Annotated in this window: 18 protein-coding genes; 9 read left to right on the top strand and 9 right to left on the bottom strand. The window is 39.0% G+C overall.

Going from position 1 to position 20475, the window contains the following annotated elements:
• Positions 1–8 precede the first annotated feature (8 nt).
• Complete coding sequence (gene lon / locus BMX11_RS02830; RefSeq protein WP_090881081.1) at positions 9–2480, bottom strand: endopeptidase La; 2472 nt, start codon at positions 2478–2480, stop codon at positions 9–11.
• Positions 2481–2796: 316 nt separating this feature from the next.
• Between lon and BMX11_RS02825 the strand changes: the two genes are divergently transcribed.
• Positions 2797–3417: a tetratricopeptide repeat protein gene (locus BMX11_RS02825; RefSeq protein WP_090881078.1), complete on the top strand. Its 621-nt coding sequence runs from the start codon at positions 2797–2799 to the stop codon at positions 3415–3417.
• A 120-nt stretch (positions 3418–3537) separates the two neighbouring features.
• On the opposite strand, the gene BMX11_RS02820 is transcribed toward BMX11_RS02825, so the two are convergent.
• Together BMX11_RS02820 and gpmI are read right to left on the bottom strand one after the other, a co-directional pair.
• Entirely contained in the window at positions 3538–4068 is a 531-nt protein-coding gene (locus BMX11_RS02820; RefSeq protein ID WP_090881075.1) for a hypothetical protein, read from the bottom strand.
• Entirely contained in the window at positions 4068–5588 is a 1521-nt protein-coding gene (gpmI, locus tag BMX11_RS02815) for a 2,3-bisphosphoglycerate-independent phosphoglycerate mutase (protein ID WP_090881069.1), read from the bottom strand. The genes BMX11_RS02820 and gpmI overlap by 1 nt, the downstream gene beginning before the upstream one ends.
• A 227-nt stretch (positions 5589–5815) precedes the next feature.
• Here gpmI and BMX11_RS02810 point away from each other — a divergent pair, with 227 nt between their 5' ends.
• From BMX11_RS02810 to BMX11_RS02795, 4 genes are all read left to right on the top strand, one after another.
• The gene (locus BMX11_RS02810) at positions 5816–6214 is read left to right on the top strand and encodes a DUF4783 domain-containing protein (protein ID WP_090881066.1); all 399 of its coding nucleotides are present in this window, start codon (positions 5816–5818) and stop codon (positions 6212–6214) included.
• Positions 6215–6294: 80 nt separating this feature from the next.
• Positions 6295–7137, top strand: a complete 843-nt coding sequence (nadC, locus tag BMX11_RS02805) for a carboxylating nicotinate-nucleotide diphosphorylase (RefSeq protein WP_090881224.1) — start codon at positions 6295–6297, stop codon at positions 7135–7137.
• A 50-nt stretch (positions 7138–7187) separates the two neighbouring features.
• The gene (gene plsY / locus BMX11_RS02800) at positions 7188–7835 is read left to right on the top strand and encodes a glycerol-3-phosphate 1-O-acyltransferase PlsY (protein WP_090881063.1); all 648 of its coding nucleotides are present in this window, start codon (positions 7188–7190) and stop codon (positions 7833–7835) included.
• A gap of 85 nt (positions 7836–7920) precedes the next feature.
• On the top strand, positions 7921–8727 hold the full coding sequence (locus BMX11_RS02795) for a M48 family metallopeptidase (protein WP_090881061.1): 807 nt from the start codon (positions 7921–7923) through the stop codon (positions 8725–8727).
• 34 nt (positions 8728–8761) lie between these two features.
• Here the strand turns inward: BMX11_RS02795 and BMX11_RS02790 are convergent, their stop codons facing one another.
• From BMX11_RS02790 to BMX11_RS02775, 4 genes are all read right to left on the bottom strand, one after another.
• The gene (locus BMX11_RS02790) at positions 8762–10021 is read right to left on the bottom strand and encodes an anthranilate synthase component I family protein (RefSeq protein WP_245738561.1); all 1260 of its coding nucleotides are present in this window, start codon (positions 10019–10021) and stop codon (positions 8762–8764) included.
• Positions 10022–10328: 307 nt separating this feature from the next.
• The gene (locus BMX11_RS02785; RefSeq protein ID WP_090881056.1) at positions 10329–11606 is read right to left on the bottom strand and encodes an adenylosuccinate synthase; all 1278 of its coding nucleotides are present in this window, start codon (positions 11604–11606) and stop codon (positions 10329–10331) included.
• 37 nt (positions 11607–11643) lie between these two features.
• Positions 11644–12135 carry a Fur family transcriptional regulator gene (locus tag BMX11_RS02780; protein ID WP_090881053.1) on the bottom strand — a complete coding sequence of 164 codons (492 nt, stop codon included), beginning with the start codon at positions 12133–12135 and terminating at the stop codon, positions 11644–11646.
• Positions 12136–12296: 161 nt separating this feature from the next.
• A complete protein-coding gene (locus BMX11_RS02775) occupies positions 12297–14504 on the bottom strand; it encodes a RelA/SpoT family protein (RefSeq protein ID WP_090881050.1) in 2208 nt (735 codons plus the stop codon).
• 110 nt (positions 14505–14614) lie between these two features.
• Between BMX11_RS02775 and BMX11_RS02770 the strand changes: the two genes are divergently transcribed.
• The 4 genes from BMX11_RS02770 (at position 14615) to BMX11_RS02755 (ending at position 18470) form a co-directional block, all read left to right on the top strand.
• A complete protein-coding gene (locus tag BMX11_RS02770) occupies positions 14615–15229 on the top strand; it encodes a DUF4294 domain-containing protein (protein ID WP_090881046.1) in 615 nt (204 codons plus the stop codon).
• Between the two features lie 3 nt (positions 15230–15232).
• Positions 15233–15742 carry a glutathione peroxidase gene (locus BMX11_RS02765; RefSeq protein ID WP_090881043.1) on the top strand — a complete coding sequence of 170 codons (510 nt, stop codon included), beginning with the start codon at positions 15233–15235 and terminating at the stop codon, positions 15740–15742.
• A gap of 9 nt (positions 15743–15751) precedes the next feature.
• On the top strand, positions 15752–16468 hold the full coding sequence (gene bshB1 / locus BMX11_RS02760; RefSeq protein WP_090881040.1) for a bacillithiol biosynthesis deacetylase BshB1: 717 nt from the start codon (positions 15752–15754) through the stop codon (positions 16466–16468).
• A 640-nt stretch (positions 16469–17108) separates the two neighbouring features.
• A complete protein-coding gene (locus tag BMX11_RS02755; RefSeq protein ID WP_090881036.1) occupies positions 17109–18470 on the top strand; it encodes an acyl-CoA dehydrogenase family protein in 1362 nt (453 codons plus the stop codon).
• Between the two features lie 93 nt (positions 18471–18563).
• Here the strand turns inward: BMX11_RS02755 and BMX11_RS02750 are convergent, their stop codons facing one another.
• Together BMX11_RS02750 and lat are read right to left on the bottom strand one after the other, a co-directional pair.
• Positions 18564–18965 carry a hypothetical protein gene (locus BMX11_RS02750; protein WP_090881033.1) on the bottom strand — a complete coding sequence of 134 codons (402 nt, stop codon included), beginning with the start codon at positions 18963–18965 and terminating at the stop codon, positions 18564–18566.
• A 2-nt stretch (positions 18966–18967) separates the two neighbouring features.
• Positions 18968–20299 carry an L-lysine 6-transaminase gene (lat, locus tag BMX11_RS02745; RefSeq protein WP_090881030.1) on the bottom strand — a complete coding sequence of 444 codons (1332 nt, stop codon included), beginning with the start codon at positions 20297–20299 and terminating at the stop codon, positions 18968–18970.
• Positions 20300–20475 lie beyond the last annotated feature (176 nt).

Raw genomic sequence — 20475 nt, 5'->3', positions numbered from 1 at the left:
TTTACAATTTAGTTAACGATAGTTGGAATCTTAACAGATAAATCCAATGGTTTCTTAACCTTATTCTTGGTTAAAGCCATTTCAATTACCTCGCTCATTTCCGTTACGTAGTGGAATTTTAAATCTTTAACGTAGCTTTCTTTAATTTCAAGGATATCCTTTCTGTTACTCTTACAAAGGATAATCTCTTTGATGTTAGCTCTTTTTGCTGCCAGTATTTTTTCTTTAATACCTCCTACCGGAAGCACTTTCCCTCTCAAGGTGATTTCACCTGTCATGGCTAAATGTTGTTTTACTTTACGTTGAGTGAAAGCAGAAGTTAACGCTGTGAGCATGGTTACACCGGCAGATGGACCATCTTTAGGCGTTGCTCCCGCCGGAACGTGAACGTGTACATCCCAGTTGTCAAATAAAGAATAGTCTATTCCAAATTCAGCGGCATGAGCTCTGAGATAGGCTAGTGCAATAACTGCTGATTCCTTCATTACATCGCCAAGGTTTCCCGTTAGCGTTAATTTGCCTTTTCCAGGGCTTAAACTTGCCTCAATAAAGAGAATATCCCCACCTACACTTGTCCAGGCTAAGCCCGTAACTACGCCAGCCACTTCATTGCCTTCGTACAAGTCTTTGTCGTAGATAGGTGCGCCTAAAATGCGTTCTATGTCTTCAGGCGTTAAGGTCACCTGGTATTCTTCTTCCATAGCAATCTTTGTTGCTACGCCACGAACAATAGAGCCAATCTTTTTCTCCAGGCCACGAACGCCAGATTCTCTGGTATAATCTTCGATTACTTTTTCGATTAGTGCTGGTTTTAAATTAATGTCTTTATTCTGTAAACCGTGATTTTCCTTCTGTTTAGGTAGCAGATATTTTTTAGCGATCTCAATTTTCTCTTCAATGGTGTAACCATTTACCTCGATAATTTCCATACGGTCTAGCAATGCCGGTTGTATGGTGCTTAGAGAGTTAGCGGTAGCAATAAAAAGAATGTTAGAAAGATCATAATCCATTTCTACGTAGTGATCATAGAAAGCACTGTTTTGCTCAGGATCTAAAACCTCCAATAGGGCAGAAGAAGGGTCTCCACGATGATCAGTCCCAACTTTATCAATCTCATCTAAAACGAAAACGGGATTATCCGCGCCAGCTTTTTTAATCGATGAGATAATCCGGCCTGGCATTGCACCGATATACGTTTTACGGTGGCCACGAATTTCAGCTTCATCTCGGATACCTCCGAGTGCCATTCTAACATATTTACGGCCTAAAGCTTTTGCAATAGATTTTCCTAAAGAGGTTTTACCTACTCCCGGAGGACCTACCAAGCATAAAATAGGCGCTTTCATATCGCGTTTTAACTTTAGAACAGCTAAATATTCAATGATACGTTGTTTTACTTTTTCCAGTCCGAAATGATCCTTATCTAAAATACGCTGCGCACGTTTTAGGTCAAAGTTATCTTTGGTGAACTCGCTCCATGGCAAGTCTAAAAGTAATTCAAGGTAGTTTAACTGAACAGAATAATCGGGTGCAGCAGGATTCATTCTTCCTAGCTTATCCAATTCCTTATCAAAATGAGAAGCCACGGCTTTAGACCATTTTTTTTGTTTGGCCTTTTCCTGTAGCGCATCAAATTCTAAATCAGCCGAACTTCCACCAAGTTCTTCCTGGATGGTTTTCAGCTGTTGATTTAAGAAGTAGTCGCGTTGTTGTTTATCTAAATCTGTACGAACCTTAGATTGAATCTGGTTTCTCAATTCCAGCATCTGAAGTTCAACCATCAACAACTCCATAACCTTTTGCGCACGATCCTGCAGTTTATTCATCTCTAAGATTTTCTGCTTATCGGCCATTTCGGCATTCATATTTGAAGAAATAAAATTAATCAAAAATGAATTGCTTTCTATGTTTTTCAAGGCTATGCTGGCCTCAGTAGGGATATTTGGAGAAAGTTGAATAATCTGAGCAGACATTTCACGAATGCTGGCAATTAAAGTTTTGAACTCTTTGTCAGCTTTATGCTTTTGCTCTTCAAATTTCTTTACTACAGCCTTAATATAGGGTTCATTTTGAACTTCTTCTATTAATGAAAAACGCTGTTTACCCTGGATAATCACAGTAGTATTACCATCTGGCATTTGCAAAAGCTTAATAATATTAGCTACAGTACCAACGGTGTTAAGTTGCTCAAAGGTAGGGTCTTCTATAGAAACATCTTTCTGAGAAACAACACCTATGATTTTATTTCCTTTATACGCTTCCTTAATTAATTTTATCGATTTATCTCTTCCAACAGTTATCGGAATAACTACACCAGGGAATAAAACAGTATTTCGCAACGGCAAGATTGCCAAAGTTTCTGGAGTCTCCTCGTTATTCATCTCATCCTCATCTTGTTGAGACATTAATGGGAAAAATTCGGTGTCTTCGTTTATTATTGGCATTGCTGAATGAAAATCAAATATATCTTGTTTACTCATTATCACATGTATCGCTAACGACAAACTGGCAGTTTGATCGTATCCACTTGTTTAATTTAATTGTTACGGTATTAATTTCAACTCTTGTGCCAAAGTGAAAATAATATTAATGTTATGTTAAAACGGCAGGGAAAACTAAATCTTTAAGCCATTATCATATAAATTCAATTTTAGCGTTAAAGCTAATGTTTAAAGGCGAGGTGCGGTAATACAAAATTAAAAAAACTTTTATATTATCAGAATTGGATTATATTGCAAATAATTATTCTTGCAAATCCCACTGATGTGTTTAGATTTGTTAACTTATTAATCATACATGAACTATTTTAAAAAAGCCATTTTAGGACTAATTATCTTTTCATCTAGCAGCAGTTTTGCCCAAAACAACTATGATAAGAGCATGCAGGCAATGATGAAGGGTGATTTTAAAGCTGCCGTTACCCAATTAGAAAAGGCCGATGCTAAAGATCCCGATAATGCCAAAGTTTTAAAAATGCTGGGTTATTCTTACTATCAAAATGGCGAGTATGAGAAATGTATATCTACTTACAGCCGACTGATTTTAGTTACACCAAGTGAGGTTTCTGCGTATTATTACCGTGGGAAGGCCAGGTTAAACGTAGCCAATGACCCTAAGGAGACTCTAAATCAAATGAGAGATAATTTTTATATTTCAGCAATAAAAGATTTTACCAAAGCCATTGAATTAAGTAGTGAAGAGGATACGCAAATGCTTCAAAACAGGGCGTTGGCTTATAAGGATTACGCTATATTCAAATCGTATAAAGCAAAAAAAGGTCCTGAAAAAACCGCGTGCATAGCTTTATTCAATAACTCAATTGCAGATTTTCAAAAGGTACTTACCTTACAACCTTTGAGGAAAGATATTATAGACTGGATTACTTATGACAAGGCGCAGATTTCGAGTTTGAAGTAAGGGATAGTTTAGACGAAAGATACAAGACACGAGATACAAGATATGAGACATGAGATTTGAGATACGAGATTGAGTTTTGTGTAGATAAAAAAGGTCCTGGAGTTATTTCAGGACCTTTTTTTATTTCAACTTTCCAACTATTGCATAGTTTTTCTGTGATAACAATTTAATTTTTTGCTGTTTTTTAATCTCGTAAAGACTATCGGGACAATAAATCAAGGTATCGGTAGAAGTGTAAAGAATATTCTTAACCGCAACAAGAATTTCAATACGTTTAATTTGCGTTCCCTTATTTGTTATGGCCAGCTCTTTAATTCTGATCTTCTTGTTATCTGAAGTGAAGCGCTGGGTTGAATCTGTTTTGGAAACACTAAAGCTACCTCTCCAGGAGGTTTTGTTTATATCGGCATCTACAAAGATGGCCAGTTCCTGTGCCCAGTCTGCAATTTTTATATTTTTTTGCTCTGAACGGCCATTGGTTACCACTGTTTTATTTACCTGTGGATCAATTTTTTGTAACCGGGCTATTTCTTTTTTGAAATAGCCCGGTAAATCAAAATATGCTTGATTATCTGTATTTTCAGGTTGTTTATCTGAGCTACAGGCAGAAAAAGCCAATACAAATATGCATAACCAGTATTTTTTAACCATTATACCAAAACATTACCTGTCATTTCAGCCGGGATATTTACACCTAGAATTCTCAGAACGGTAGGGGCAATATCTCCCAGTTTGCCATCAGCAATCGAATGATAATCATTATCGATCAAAATGCATGGAACCAGGTTAGTGGTGTGTGCTGTATTTGGCGATCCGTCATTATTCACCATAAATTCAGAGTTACCGTGATCTGCTAAGATGATGAACGAATATCCGTTTTCCAATCCTTTAGTAACTACTTCCTGTGCGCATCTGTCTGCAGTTTCTACCGCTTTAATCACGGCAGGAAAAACTCCTGTGTGACCAACCATATCCGGATTAGCAAAATTTAAACAGATAAAGTCTGCCCAACCGCTTTCCAATTCTTTGGTAATGGCATCTGTAATTCCCTGAGCACTCATTTCTGGTTGCAAATCATATGTTGCTACCTTCGGAGAAGGAATTAATATTCTTTTCTCGTTTTCGAACTCTGTTTCTCTGCCGCCTGAGAAGAAGAAGGTTACATGAGGATATTTTTCTGTTTCTGCGATACGAATCTGGTTTTTATGATTGGCCGCAAGAACTTCTCCTAAGGTATGCGAAAGATCATCTTTCGTAAAGATTACATTTACCCCTTCAAAGCTCTCGTCATATGTGGTCATGGTTACATAATACAATGGAAGCTTGTGCATTTGTTGCTCAGGGAAATCTTTTTGCGTTAAAGCTGTGGTGATCTCTCTACCTCTATCTGTACGGAAATTGAAACAGATAACTACATCATCATTTTGGATGGTAGCCACAGGGGAGCCGTTATCCTGGGTTAAAACAATTGGCTTTAAGAACTCGTCGGTTACACCATCATGGTAAGATTTTTGGATTGCTCCAAGTGCATCCTGGGTTTTCTCGCCAATACCATTAACCATCACATCGTATGCCTGTTTCACTCTCTCCCAGCGATTATCTCTATCCATGGCATAGTAACGTCCTACCATCGAAGCCAGTTTGGCAGATGAGTGTTGCAGGTGGTTTTCCAAATCGGTAATAAAGCCTAAGCCAGAATTTGGATCTGTATCACGCCCGTCTAAAAAGGCATGGATAAAGGTGTTTTTCACGCTTGCTTCGTCGGCAGCATCGCAAAGTGCCTTTAAGTGTTCGATGTGTGCGTGTACGCCTCCGTTAGATACCAACCCGATAAGGTGGAGTGATTTATTGTTTTTCTTTGCATATTCAAATGCATTCAGCAAGATAGGGTTTTGATGAAGTTCGTGGTCTGTGATCGCTTTGTTGATGCGTCCTAATTCCTGATAAACTGTTCTACCTGCACCTAAATTCATGTGACCAACTTCTGAGTTTCCCATTTGCCCGGCAGGTAAACCCACAGCTTCACCAGAGGCTTCCAATTTAGAATTGGGATAGTTTTTCAATAGAGAATCAAAAAAAGGAGTATTGGCGGCATAAGCAGCATCAGAGTTATCTTGTTTTCCGTAACCCCAGCCGTCTAAAATGATAAGTGCAAGTTTTTTATTTTTCATTGTTTTTATTTTTGGGTAAGAAAATACACAATATTATACACCTGATGGGCGGATTTCTTACCATTAACATTCAAATACATGATTAACTAAAACATTTTACGAATTGTAGTGTTTTGGTTAATGCTAGGCAAATATAGCTTTCTTGAAACTTATATAAATTATGATTTCCTTTTTTTGATAAGCTAATGGCATAATTTTAGCTGATCGATTCTGTATATTGTACAGAAATGATCCGGAGCATATTTTTATTGATTATTAGTTTGTCCCCTATATATCGTTCTATAGGCTACCAGGCCGATATTATTGACGATTTATCCTCGTATTTCAGGTCGAGTAATTCAAAAGAGATTGCTAAAAGCTTTTCTTCAACCATAGAATTGATTATTATAGATGAAGAAGATGTATACTCTAAAGCACAAGGTGAACAAATTTTAAAAGATTTTTTTTCCAAACATCCTCCGGTAAAAACCAGCATTTTTCATAAAATTAATACCAATCCCAATTATAGATTTGGTGTGCTGCTCTACACTACCTCTAAGGAAACCTTTAGGGTATCCATTACCATGAAAAAGTTTAATACCAGCTTTTTGATTACGGAATTACGGATAGAGCCGGCGAAGGATTAATCAATACTGTAAACTAAACTATTGCCAGTTAATTGCCTGATCGTAAATAATTCTTATTTTTGCGGCATAAAGCCGATATTTTGGATACTCAACTGATACATCAATTCATAAAAAATGCCCTAACCGAAGATGTTGGTGACGGCGATCATACCTCACTTTCAACGATTCCGCCGGGAACTCAGGGAAAGGCTAAGCTCATTATCAAAGAAAATGGTGTTTTAGCAGGCGTAGAACTCGCGTTAGAGATTTTTAAAGTTGTAGATTCGGCGCTTGCCGTTGAAGTATTTATCCAGGATGGAGCTGCGGTAAAAGTAGGAGATATTGTTTTAACGGTATCGGGTAGTACCCATTCTATTTTAATAGCAGAACGGTTGGTTTTAAACTGCATGCAACGCATGAGTGGCATTGCTACTCAAACACATCTGATTGTAGCCAAGCTGGAAGGCACTAAAACGCAAATTTTAGATACCCGTAAAACTACCCCCGGACTTCGGTACATAGAGAAATGGGCGGTAAGAATTGGTGGAGGTGTTAACCACAGAATAGGCCTGTACGATATGATTCTCATTAAAGATAATCATGTTGATTATGCGGGCGGTATTGCAAAGGCTATTAACGCTGCACACCAATACTTAAAAGATCACAATAAATCGCTACAAATAGAAATTGAAGTAAGAAATCTGGAAGAGCTTACACAAGTGCTTGAAGTTGGCGGCGTGGATAGGATCATGCTGGATAATTTTAGCTTTGATAATTTACGTGCGGCTGTAAAGCAGATAGCTGAAAAGTTTGTTACGGAAGCATCGGGAGGAATTACCTCAGAAAATGTGGCAGATTATGCCGCATGTGGAGTAGATTACATTTCTATGGGCGCTCTAACGCATTCGGTTAAAAGTTTGGATATGAGTTTAAAAGCTTATTAAAGGTGATTTGCTATAAAATTACAAGCTTATTTTTTGTATCATTGTAGGGTATGGTCACGGTTTATTCTCTTACTGCTCTATTAGCGGCATACCTTTTTGGCTCGATACCAACAGCAGTATGGCTGGGTCAGGCCTTTTATGGTGTTGACGTTAGAGAGTACGGCAGCGGCAATGCAGGGGCAACCAATACTTTTAGGGTGTTGGGCAAAAAGGCCGGTATTGCGGTAATGCTTATCGACATTGCCAAAGGCTATACAGCAACCAATTTGGCCTATCTCATAGGCATGTCTGTTACAGGCCCTCAAAATTCAGTTGTTTTCGTGAATTACCAGCTCGCACTTGGTGTTACTGCTGTTATGGGGCATTTGTTTCCCATCTTTGCTGGGTTTAGGGGAGGCAAAGGAGTGGCTACACTTTTTGGAATGGTTTTAGCAGTTAACTTCCCGGCATCTATGCTTTGCGTTCTGGTTTTTGTGGTAGTACTGCTAATCACCAAATATGTTTCCCTAAGCTCAATTTGCGCCGGATTTACTTTCCCACTCAGTGTGGTGTTTTTATTCCAGGTGTCTATTAAGTCTGAGGTACTGTATGGTATGTGCGTTTGCATTTTAATCTTAGTTACCCACCAAAAAAATCTCGAAAGATTGCTTAAAGGCAAAGAATCAAAAGTGTATTTGTTTAAGAAGAAAACTAATTAATTTAACAAATCATTATCTCTTTTGAAACTTATTTTAAACAGCAATGTTTAGGATAAGGAAACTAAATCATTAACAAAAAAACTATATGAAAAGGGTACTACTAACTGCTTGCGTTGCTGCAACACTATTGATGAATTCTTGCTCTACTGTCCCTTTAACTGGACGTAGCCGATTAGATTTAGTGAGCAATGATCAAGTTTTGCCAATGGCTTTTCAAGCCTATAGCGAATTCTTAACCGAGAATAAAACAACGGTATTGCCTGCTTCAAATGCTCAGGCCTTAAAGGTGAAAACAATTGGAAGCCGATTAATTTCTGCGGTTCAAACCTACATGAATAACAATAACTACGGCAACTTAATCAAGGATTATAAATGGGAAGTTAATGTGGTGCAAAACAATGAAAAAAATGCATGGTGTATGCCAGGTGGTAAGATTGTTGTTTATACCGGTATATTGCCTGTAACACAGGATGATGCAGGTTTAGCTACCGTAATGGGGCACGAAATTGCACACGCCATTGCAGGCCATTCTGCTGAAAGAATGTCGAGTGAGATGGTAGCTCAGGGCCTTGGTACATTGGGCGGTGTAGCGCTATCTAAAAATCCTAAAACACAATCGATTTTTAATACTTTATATGGTGTTGGTACGCCAGTGGCTATGCTTAAATTTAGCCGTAACCAGGAGTTAGAGGCAGACAGGTTGGGTTTAATTTTTATGGCCATGGCCGGATATAATCCACAATCATCTGTTAGTTTCTGGAATAGGATGGCCGCAGCTTCTGCAAATGCTCAAAAGCCAGCAGAATTTTTAAGCACCCACCCAAGCGATGCTACACGTATCGCTCAAATTCAAAAATATTTGCCTGAAGCGCAACAGTATTATAAAAAGTAAGCAGATTGGTCCGTGATACACGGACCAATTTGTTTTATGATGGTTCGTGGGTTATGAAATGGTTCGTGGGGCACGAACCATGGGTTTCCAGTACCTTCAAAATGGCGCTTGCCTTTAGTAAGCATTCCTCATATTCTTTCTCGGCTTCGCATTGATAGGTAATTGCACCGCCCACCTGAAATGACAGGTATTGAGTTTTGGCATCGTAGAGAATACTGCGGATGATCACATTGAAATCGAACTCGCCATCAGGGCTAATACAACCAAAAGAACCTGAATATACACCTCTCTTGGTGGTTTCATATCTTTCTATCAATTGCATAGCCTTTATTTTAGGTGCCCCTGTCATTGATCCCATCGGGAAGGTATTCTTAATTGCGTCAATAAAATGTATTTCTGGATTTAACTCGCAGCTGACGGTTGAAATCATTTGATGGACTTGAGGAAAGCTGTAGATTCCGAAAAGCTCATCCACTTTTACCGATCCCTTTACAGCTGATTTAGTTAGATCGTGGCGCACTAAGTCGACGATCATCACATTTTCTGCCTGCTCTTTTACATCGTTACGCAATGCCGTTTTTATGGCATTATCTTCCTGCAGGTTGGCACTTCTTCTTGCAGTACCTTTTATAGGCTGGGAAATTAATTTATTGCCTCTTTTGCATAAGAATCTTTCTGGTGTTGCGGAAAGAATATATTGATCGTAAACTTTAAAGTAACCCGCAAACGGAGTAGGCGATATTGTATTTAGCAGCTCAAAAGTCTGCAATGGATTTACCCTTGCATTTTCGGCAAAAAACTCCTGGCAAAAATTAATTTCGTATATATCACCCCGAACAATGTGTGTCTTTAAAGCATTTACGCTATCGATATAGGTTTTTCGAGGTAATCTGGACTGGATGCTTAGTGCTGGTGTTGATGGATGGCTGGTGACCTTAAAATCGTCTATTTGTTGAAGAATCGATGGATCGCCAATGATGATTTCAATATTTCCATTTCTGGAAGCAATCAGGTATTCGGGAATAAAGAAGTAAAGTGCCGGGAAGCTTAGATAATCTGGATTGTCTGACTTCAGGTTTTCTGTAGCATTCTTAAGATCGTAACTGAAATAGCCAAACATCCACTGAGGGTGTTTTTCATAAAAGGCTTTCAGTTGTTCAAAAGCATCATTATTCGACGTTTTTAATGCACTTTTGCAACCTGCAGCTAAAACAAAATCGTATTTAGAATAAGCGTCGTTATATTGATTGGAATCCAGGAAACAGCAAACCTCGAATTGGTTCGCCCAATGCAACGCTTTTCGTTTAAAATCTAGTATGTGCTGTTGGTTTTTCAAGTTGCGGCAAAGGTAGCTAAACACAAGGTAATTTTGGCAAGATGCTGAAACAAGTTGCTGTTCCAATATATTCGTCCCCCTGAACTTGTTTCAGGGTCTATTCTAAAAGATGCTGAAATAAATTACTACTTACCTTTCCACTGCATTACAGGTCAACATGACGAGCTTTATAAGAGCAAGAAGGAGTTTATTATTGGATTTCTTAAACAGGAAAAGCAACCCACTAAGGATTGCTTTTATATTCTCTTGTTGTATTAACTAGTTTCTAGTGTAATTCTAAAGTTTGTGCTCTATCTGGTCCTACTGAAAGGAATTTGATTGGAACTTCTAATTCTTTTTCTAAGAATTGAATGTAAGCCGTTAATTTTTCGGGGATTTGATCTACGGCTGTAATTTTAGTTACATCAGTTGCCCAACCCTCAATAGCTTTTAATACCGGTTTTGGTTCAATAGAGATGATGTCATACGGCATGTAATCGATAGTTTCGCCGTTGTATTCATAGTGTGTACAAGCGTAAATGGTATCGAAAGTATCTAACACGTCGGCTTTCATCATAATTAGTTCGGTAACACCGTTAAGCATGATGGCATATTTTAATGCGGGAAGATCAATCCAGCCGCAACGACGCGCACGACCTGTTGTTGCTCCAAATTCATGACCTAATGCACGTAAGCTTTCGCCAACTTCATTTTCTAACTCAGTTGGGAAAGGACCACCTCCAACACGTGTGCAATAAGCTTTGAAGATACCGTAAACTGCGCCAACTTTATTTGGAGCAATACCTAAGCCGGTACAAGCACCTGCTGTAGTGGTGTTACTAGAAGTTACAAATGGGTATGAACCAAAGTCTACGTCTAATAAAGTTCCTTGTGCACCTTCAGCTAAAACAGCTTTTCCTTCTTTAAGGTATCCGTTAACGAAGTGTTCGCTATCTACATGAGGAATGCTTTTTAAGAATTCGATCGCTTCGAAGAAAGCGGCTTCTTTTTCGGCTAATTCATATTCAAACTCATAGTGAGAAAGAATTTCAGTATGCTTCTCTACCAATTTGGCGTAGCGTTCTTTAAAATCCGGAAGGGTAGTATCACCCACACGAAGACCATTACGGCCAGTTTTATCCATATAAGTTGGGCCAATACCTTTTAAGGTAGATCCAATTTTATTTTTACCCATTCTAGCCTCGTTAGCGGCATCTAATAATTGGTGGGTAGGTAGGATTAAGTGTGCTTTACGGGCGATTACTAATTTGCCATCGGCAACAGGATCATGACCCGCTTTTTTTAGATTGTCAAGCTCTCTTTTTAAAATGATTGGATCTATAACTACACCATTACCAATAAGGTTCATGGTTTTTTCGTTAAAAATTCCTGATGGGATAGTGTTGAGAACGAATTTTTTTCCATCGAATTCTAAGGTATGGCCTGCGTTTGGTCCTCCCTGAAACCGGGCGATTAGATCATATTTTGGACTTAGAACATCAACGATTTTTCCCTTTCCTTCATCGCCCCATTGCAGGCCGAGAAGTACATCTACTTGCGTCATTATTAAAAAATTAAGCTGGTTTTATTTTTTTATTGATTTAATTTGCTTCTAGCTTTTCAGCGGCATTTTCACTTACTTTTCTGGCTACACTACAATCAGAGCAGAAACCATAAAGATTTAAAGAGTGGTGTTTGATATCGAATTTGAGTAAATCTCCAACCATAGATTGGATTTGGTGAATACGTGGATCACAGAATTCGACCACTTTACCACACTCAATACAGATTACATGGTCGTGCTGGCGATAGCCGTAAGATTTTTCGAACTGTGCCATGTTCTTACCAAACTGGTGTTTGGTAACTAAATCACATGAAACCAATAACTCTAAGGTATTATAAACCGTAGCACGGCTAACACGATATTTTTGGTTTTTCATATGGATGTAGAGGGTTTCTACATCGAAGTGATCGTTTCTTGAATAGATTTCTTCTAGTATGGCGAAACGCTCAGGTGTTTTTCTCAGATTTTTGTTCTCTAAATAAGCTTCAAAAATCTTACGAACGAGCTCATTTGTTTTTTGTTCAGACATAGTTTTTTAACTCCCATCAAAGGTAGGTAAATAGTTTGATTGTTCTAGCGTTAGTTTGTTTAAATGTTGTAAGAATGTTAGGTCTTCGAGACGCATACTTCTGAGCCAATTGGCCTAAAAGTATGCGACTTAGGATTTCGAACGCCATAATTCTAATCTAACTATGCATCAAAACGGGTTACGCTTGTTACTCCTCTAACTTTCAATAGATTTTTAATTAAATTCTCTAAATGTTCTGTATCGTTTACAAAGATCATAATTGAGCCTTCGAAAATGCCTTCGTTGGTATCTACTGTTATGGAACGCATGTTTACCTTAAAATCACCTGAAATCACCTTTGTGATGTTGTTAATCAATCCTACATCATCAATCCCTACTATTTTCAATCCGGTAAGGAAGGTGAGTTCTTTTTGTTTATTCCACTTAGCCTTCACCACACGGTAGCCGTAATTGGCCATTAATTGAGCGGCATTCGGGCAATTGGTGCGGTGGATTTTGATGCCATCACTTACGGTAATAAAACCAAAAACATCATCTCCAGGAATAGGATTACAGCAGGCAGCAAGTGTATAATCAATACGCTGCATATCTTCTCCGATAAGTAAAATATCGGATTCGGTACCCTTCATTTTGCTCTTTATACCATCAACACTCAGGTTTTCAGGGCGTTCAGGGCCGCGGTGCTCTATCTCTTTTTCGCTTGATAAATATTCCTTAATGTCTTTAAGTTCTATTTTTCCTAAGGCCACATTTACAAAAAGTTCCTGCGTAGAAGGAAGCTTAAAGAAATAACTGATTTTATTGAGGTTATCGGTATTGTAAGTGATTTTTAAAGATTTGAGCTTACGTTCTAAAATTTCTTTACCTTCTTCGGCAATTTTACGCTTTTCTTCTTTTAGTGAGGATTTGATCTTGGATTTCGCCTTTGCGGTTACCACCACATTAAGCCAGTCTTCTTTTGGTGTTTGCTTGCTTGAAGTGATGATTTCTACCTGATCTCCATTTTGTAATTTGTAAGAAATTGGTACCAGTTTATGGTTTACTTTCGCACCAATACAGGTTGCGCCTACATCTGTATGAATCTCAAAAGCGAAATCGAGCGCCGTAGCACCCAATGGCAACTGGATTAAAGCTCCCTTAGGGGTAAAAATGAAGATCTCATCGGAGAAAAGGTTCATTTTGAAGTCGTCTAAGAAATCTAAAGCATTGGCTTCCGGATTGCTTAACATTTCACGCACCTTCTGGATCCATTGATCTAAACCATTGTCATTGCTCGATTCTTTATATTTCCAATGGGCTGCGAAACCTTTTTCGGCAATTTCATTCATGCGTTGTGTACGGATCTGAACCTCAACCCATTGTCCTCTAGGCCCCATTACCGTGGTGTGCAAACTTTCGTAACCATTTCCCTTTGGAGAAGATACCCAATCTCTTAAACGATCAGGATTTGGACGATAAAGGTCGGTAACGATGGAATAGGCTTTCCAGCAATCGGCTTTTTCATTTTCTGGCGGGCTATCTAAAATAATCCGGATAGCGAAAAGATCATACACCTCTTCGAAGGGGATATTTTTCTTTTTCATCTTATTCCAGATGGAATGAATAGACTTTGGACGGCCATACACATCGGCTACTAAACCTTGCTCATGCACAATTTCATCAATAGGTTCTACGAATTTTTTGATAAACAGTGCCCGTTCTGCCTTTTTCTCATTTAGTTTTTTAGCGATAAACTTATAGGTATCTGGCTCCAGATATTTCATTGAAAGATCTTCCAGTTCAGATTTTATGGCATAAAGTCCTAAACGATGGGCGAGGGGAGCATACAGGTAAATGGTTTCAGAAGCTATCTTCAACTGTTTGTGTCGAGGCATGAAATCCATTGTTCGCATGTTGTGCAGGCGATCGGCTAATTTGATTAAAATCACCCGTACATCATCTGCCAGGGTAAGCAGCATTTTACGGAAATTCTCTGCCTGTAAGGAGCTATTGGTATCGAAAACACCGGAGATTTTGGTCAGGCCATCAATAATTTTGGCCGTTTTCTTTCCGAATTCACGCTCAATATCTTCTAAAGTAATATTGGTATCTTCTACAACATCATGCAACAAGGCACATACAATAGAGGTAGTTCCCAAACCGATTTCTTCTGCTGCAATTTGTGCAACCGCAATAGGGTGATAGATATAAGGCTCTCCAGATTTACGGCGCATATCTTTATGACTTTCTAAGGCCATATCGAATGCTTTACGGATTTCTTTCTTGTCGCCTTTTTGTAAAGTAGACTTGCTGGCCCGTAATAATGCCCTGTATCGCTTTAATATTTCTTGTTTTTCCGCCTCTAAATCAATCACTAACTCTGTTTTCATTTGTATTTTTTGCGTAAAAATTTGTGTCTTATTTATGAATAAAACTTATATTAGTTCTGTTGAACAACTAATATATGAAATAACACCTAACTTTGTAAAAGTATAAATTTATGAAAATTAAAGGGCTCTTTCTTCTGTGTTTTGTAATGATTTTTAGCATCACGCTAAAAGCGCAGGAGGCTGCGGCACCAATTTTTCCTAAGAAAGGTCAAAATGACACCATCAGAGTAGCTTCTACAAACGATAACGGGGTGATGATTCCCTGGATGCAGTTACAGGATGTAACCATTAACGCTGCCCGCTTGTTTAAGTCGCCGCAAGAGCGTGCTGCTTTTAATCGGTTGAGATATAATGTGTTGAAGGTAATGCCTTATGCCTTATTCGCTAAAAGGCGATATGAACAGTTAGAACGCGATTTAGCGGTAACTGCAGAAAAGAAAGAACAAAAAGCCCTGGTTAAAGCCTGCGATAAAGAAATTAAAGACATGTTTAACCGGGAGATAAAAGAACTCACCATTACACAGGGGCAAATTTTAACTAAACTCATTGATAGGGAGGTGGGTAGAACCACTTACGATATTGTAAAACAAACCAAAGGCGGTTTTGCAGCATTTTCTTATCAGATTGTAGCCCGAGTAGTAGGACACAATTTAAAAAGTACATACAGCCCGAGCGAAGATAGAGATATAGAGTCGATTATACGCAGTTCGGGGTTTTATCAATAAATCATGAAGGGAAGTATTCCTAACATTTATTCCTTTAAGGTTAAGAAAATTAATGGTGAAGATCAACCATTATCAGCCTATAGAAATAAAGTTGTTCTTATCGTAAACACGGCATCACAATGCGGTTTTACACCTCAGTTGAAAGAATTACAACAATTAAAGGATGAAATTGGGGATCCTGATTTTGAAATATTGGGCTTTCCAACAGATGATTTCGGTAAGCAGGAACCTTTAAACGGCGATGCCATTCAACAGTTTTGCGAGATTAACCATGGCGTAAAATTCCCGGTATTTGATAAGATCATGATTCGGGGTAATCAAATCCATCCTTTGTATCAATTTTTAAGTGATAAAAAACTTAACGGTAAGCTCAGTTCTAAACCCAGATGGAACTTTCATAAATATCTGCTGAATAGAAATGGAGAGATTCAGGATTTTTTCTTTCCCTTTACTAAGCCACTCAGCAGAAAAATCAAAAAGAAAATTCAGCGCTTGCTGGATGAAAAAGCATAATAATTCAGAATGAAATTAGATATTTTAGTTATAGCCGTACATCCCGATGATGCGGAACTTTGCTGTTCGGGAACGATTTTAAAACATATTGCCTTAGGCAAAAAAGTAGGGATTGTAGATTTAACGCGTGGCGAACTGGGTACCCGTGGTACAGCAGAAACACGTGATGAAGAGGCCGCAGATGCGGCAAAAATACTCGGACTTCATGCCCGTGAAAATCTGCGCCTGAGAGATGGTTTTTTTCAAAATGACGAGCATAGTCGTTTGGAAGTAATTAAGGCTATTCGCAAATACCAACCAGAAATTATTTTAAGTAATGCCCTCCATGATCGCCACCCTGACCATGGTAGAGCAGGAGATTTGGTAAATGATTCGGTGTTCTTATCTGGATTACCAAAAATAAAAACAGAATTGAGTGGGGAAGCGCAGCAAGCCCACCGTCCACGGTTATTATTGCAATTTATTCAGGATAGCTATATTCAACCTGATATTATTGTTGACATCACCGATCATATGGATACCAAAATCAAATCTATTCAGGCTTATAAAACCCAGTTCTTCAATCCCGATGTTGATGGTCAGCAGACCTATATTTCTTCTCCTGATTTCTTTGAAAGCGTAATTGGCAGGGCCAGGGAATTTGGAAAGAGTATTGGTGCCACTTTTGGCGAAGGCTTTACTTCGAGGAAACTGCTGGGGGTGGAGAGTTTGTTTGATCTAAAATAAGTTGTGGGTTGCGAGTTCCGGGTTATGGGACATGACACCTAACCAACTTACCGCCTAATCGCCTCATCAGTTTTAATGCTGTTGGTTGCGAGTTGCGGGGCAAGGTGTCTACACACTTCAATGCTTTAAGGTATCCTAACTTTGCGTCCTCCGTGCGCTATCTTGGTGTTCTTTGGGGTTTGAAATGAGTTGTGGGTTGCGAGTTCCGGGTTATGGGGCATGACACCTAACCAGCTTACCGCCTAATCGCCTCACCAGTTTTAATGTTGTTGGTTGCGAGTTGCGGGGCAAGGTGCCTACACACTTCAATGCTTTAAGGTATCCTAACTTTGCGTCCTCCGTGCGCTATCTTGGTGTTCTTTGTGATTTAAAATGAGTTGTGGGTTGCGAGTGCAGAATGAATTTAAGGACATATTAAATTTGCAACTAAAATGTAATTACATGGTAAGAATAAGCGCATTATATTTCACCATGTAAGCCATTTAAGGTCATGTAAACCTGAGGTAACTAAGATGCCTAAGGTGGTTCATTTTAAACCAACTCTGCGCTCTCTGTGCCTACCCTTTGTGCACTATGCGGTTAAAACAAAGCCCCATCCAACAAAATAGCCTCTTATTTGTTACCCTAAAAACGAATAATAATGGCGAATATATTTTCTTCAATCAAAAATGCGTATCAACTTTTTAAGCATGTAGATTTCGGTAAGTTAGAAGCTTTATCGAAAAAGGTCGATCTTCCAAAAATGGTCGAAACCATTTCTAACCTGGATGATAAGCAAATTCAGGGGATGATGAAAATGATGGGCGGATCGGGCAAGAAGAAAGAACTTCCTCCTATTGAAGGTGATTTTTATCATTTAGGTGACGAGGCCTTGAGGGATGAAGACCGTGAATTGCAATTGAAAGTAAGGGCATTTTTGGAGAAGGAGGTTAAGCCTATTGTGAACCATTATTGGAATAAAGCTGAATTTCCCTTTGAGATTATTCCAAAATTAGCGGAGCTTAATATCTGTGGATTAACTTATCAGGGTTATGGCTGCCCGGGAAAATCTAATTTAATGGAGGGGATCTTAGCTATGGAAATGGCCCGCATAGACACCTCAATTTCTACTTTTTTTGGCGTGCAAAGTGGTTTGGCTATGGGATCCATTTACTTATGTGGATCGGAAGAACAGAAGCAACAGTGGCTGCCCTTAATGCAGCAGTTTAAAATTATTGGTGCATTTGGTCTAACCGAACCTGAGGTGGGTTCGGCAGCTGCCGGAGGTTTAACTACAACCTGCAAAAAGGTTGGCGATAAATGGGTTTTAAACGGTCAGAAAAAATGGATTGGCAATGCCACTTTTGCCGATATTTTAGTGATTTGGGCAAGAGATGAGGATAGCAGTGAAGTGAAAGGCTTCATCGTAAAAAAAGATAACCCGGGTTTTGCGGTAGAGAAGATGCAGAATAAAATGGCACTTCGGATTGTGCAGAATGGCCTGATTACGCTAACCAACTGCGAAGTGGAAGAGCATGATCGTTTGCAAAATGCCAATTCTTTTAAAGATACCGCTAAGGTTCTACAGATGACAAGGGCAGGAGTGGCCTGGCAGGCAGTGGGTTGCGCACGTGGGGCTTATGAAAATGCCTTAGATTATACCCGAACCAGAAAGCAGTTTGGTAAGCCGATTGCTTCCTTTCAGTTGATTCAGAATCATTTAGTAGAAATGCTGTCGAATTTAACGGCCATGCAAACACTTTGTTACCGACTATCTCAGTTACAGGATCAGGGCTTGCTAAAAGATGAACATGCTTCTTTGGCTAAGGTTTTCTGTTCGTTACGTACGCGGGATGTGGTGAGCAAGGCGCGTGAGGTAATGGGTGGAAACGGTATTTTGTTAGAATATAATGTAGCCAGGTTCGTAGCCGATGCTGAAGCCATTTATTCTTACGAAGGAACAAAAGAGATTAACACCTTAATTGTTGGAAGAGCAATTACTGGATTTTCGGCCTTTGTGTAATGCGTGTTGGTTACTCATTTTTTTTTCCCGCAGATTAAAGATGACTCTACAAATTAAAGGTCTGGTTTTTAGCCTTTAGCTTCCCGCTTCCCGCTAAAACGGATGTTTATTGAACGCAACCTGGCTCATGGCACTTTTTTCATAAAGCGCTATGCAGGAGGAATTAAATTGTGGATCAAAATTTACCTCACCCGGTTGTAATGATTGAGGGATGTTAGTGTGTTCCATGAAAAAGTAAACTTTGGTATTCCCATATTTCGTATGAGGCATTAAGTTACCGTAATCTTCAAGTTCTTTCCAAATAGAATCTTTAACCGTTACCACATAGATGCGCTGAACAGGGCCAGTATTATTGGCATTTCGGTATTTTAATACTTCCTTAAAACCAGCTTTCATATCTTCAACACCAGGTTGGTTAAAGCTGCTTTTAATCATTAAGAATATCAATATTAAAATAGCGGCAACGAGGGTGTAAAATATCGGTTTTTTGTTCATGCCTACAATAAAGGCAATATTTTTTCCATAACCGTCAGGCCTTCGTCAATATGTTTTTCCTCTATGCACAGTGCCGGGCGGAACCTAATGGTATGGTTTCCACAGCCCAAAAACATCACATTGTGTTCTAATCCCTTAGCTATGAATTTATTTCTCAAATCTTTATTGGGGAAATCAAAGGAACAAAGCAGTCCTTTGCCTCGTACATTGCTCATGAGGTCGAATTTTTGAGAGAGGCCATCCAAATTTTCCTTTAAGTACGCTCCGGTTTTTGCTGCCTGATGGCAGAGCTGGTCTTCTTCAATGATTTGAAGAATTTGTGTAGAACGAACCATATCTACTAAATTTCCTCCCCAGGTAGAGTTGATGCGACTGGGTACCTTGAATACGTTGGTTTCAATCTCATCGACTTTGTGGCCTACCAAAATGCCGCAAACCTGCATTTTTTTACCAAAAGCTACAATATCCGGACGAGCCCTTTCGCTAAAATGCTGATGGCACCAGAATTTACCTGTTAAACCTACGCCCGTTTGAACCTCATCGTAAATCAGGAAGGCCTCGTTTTCATCGGCAAGGGTTTTTAACTGGATTAAAAACTCTTCGCGAAGGTGGTTATCTCCTCCTTCAGATTGAATTGGCTCGATGATGATGGCACAGATATCATCTTTATTATCGGCAAAAGCTTGTTTTATTTGTGCAATAGAAGCTTCCTCGGTGCTTATTGCATGCGCTAAATTATTGCCTTGCAGTGGGAATTTAACCTCTGGAATGCTTACCCTTGGCCAGTCGAACTTGGCGTACCATTTGGTTTTATCGGGCAGGGTATTGGTTAAGCTTAAGGTATACCCGGTTCTGCCGTGAAAGGCTTTTTCGAAATGCAGTACTTTAAAACCCTTTTCTTCTGTATAGCCCTTTCTAAAGTTTTTCTGCACTTTCCAGTCCATGGCTACCTTAATTGCATTTTCTACCGCTAATGCCCCGCCAGCAATAAAAAAAGCATGGGGTAAATAATCTGGAATACCAATTTTACCAAAGGTTTCAACAAACTGGGCGTACTGCTGGGTATAAACATCAGAGTTTGATGGGTTTGCCATTGCCGCGGCCAACAAGTTCTTTTTAAAGGCCTCATCGTTCACCATTTTGGGGTGATTGTACCCTAATGGAACAGATGCGAAGCAGGTGAAAAAATCTAATAGATTTCTGTTGTATTTAGCATCGTAGATGTAAGCCCCCTGGCTTCTTTCTATATCGTAGGTAAGGTCGAAACCATCTGCTAAAATATGTTTACTTAAGGATTCGTTAACGCGATCGGCAGGTACTGTTAATTGATACATAAGCTGGGATTTGGTATAAACCAAATTTAACAAAATGTGCCTAATTTTAAAATTTAAGCACTTTTTTGTGCTTTGTTGTGAAAAATAGGTTTAAACAGTTTAAAGTATGTTTTTAGACAATAAAGAACTTTGGACTTAGTGAATGTGGAAAACTTTTTTGAAAATTAGGTGTCCTC

The sequence above is a fragment of the Pedobacter rhizosphaerae genome, from assembly GCF_900111155.1.
Classification (GTDB): Bacteria; Bacteroidota; Bacteroidia; order Sphingobacteriales; family Sphingobacteriaceae; genus Pedobacter; species Pedobacter rhizosphaerae.
Note: the sequence above shows the minus strand (reverse complement) of the source record. Positions and strands in the feature narration are given on the sequence as shown.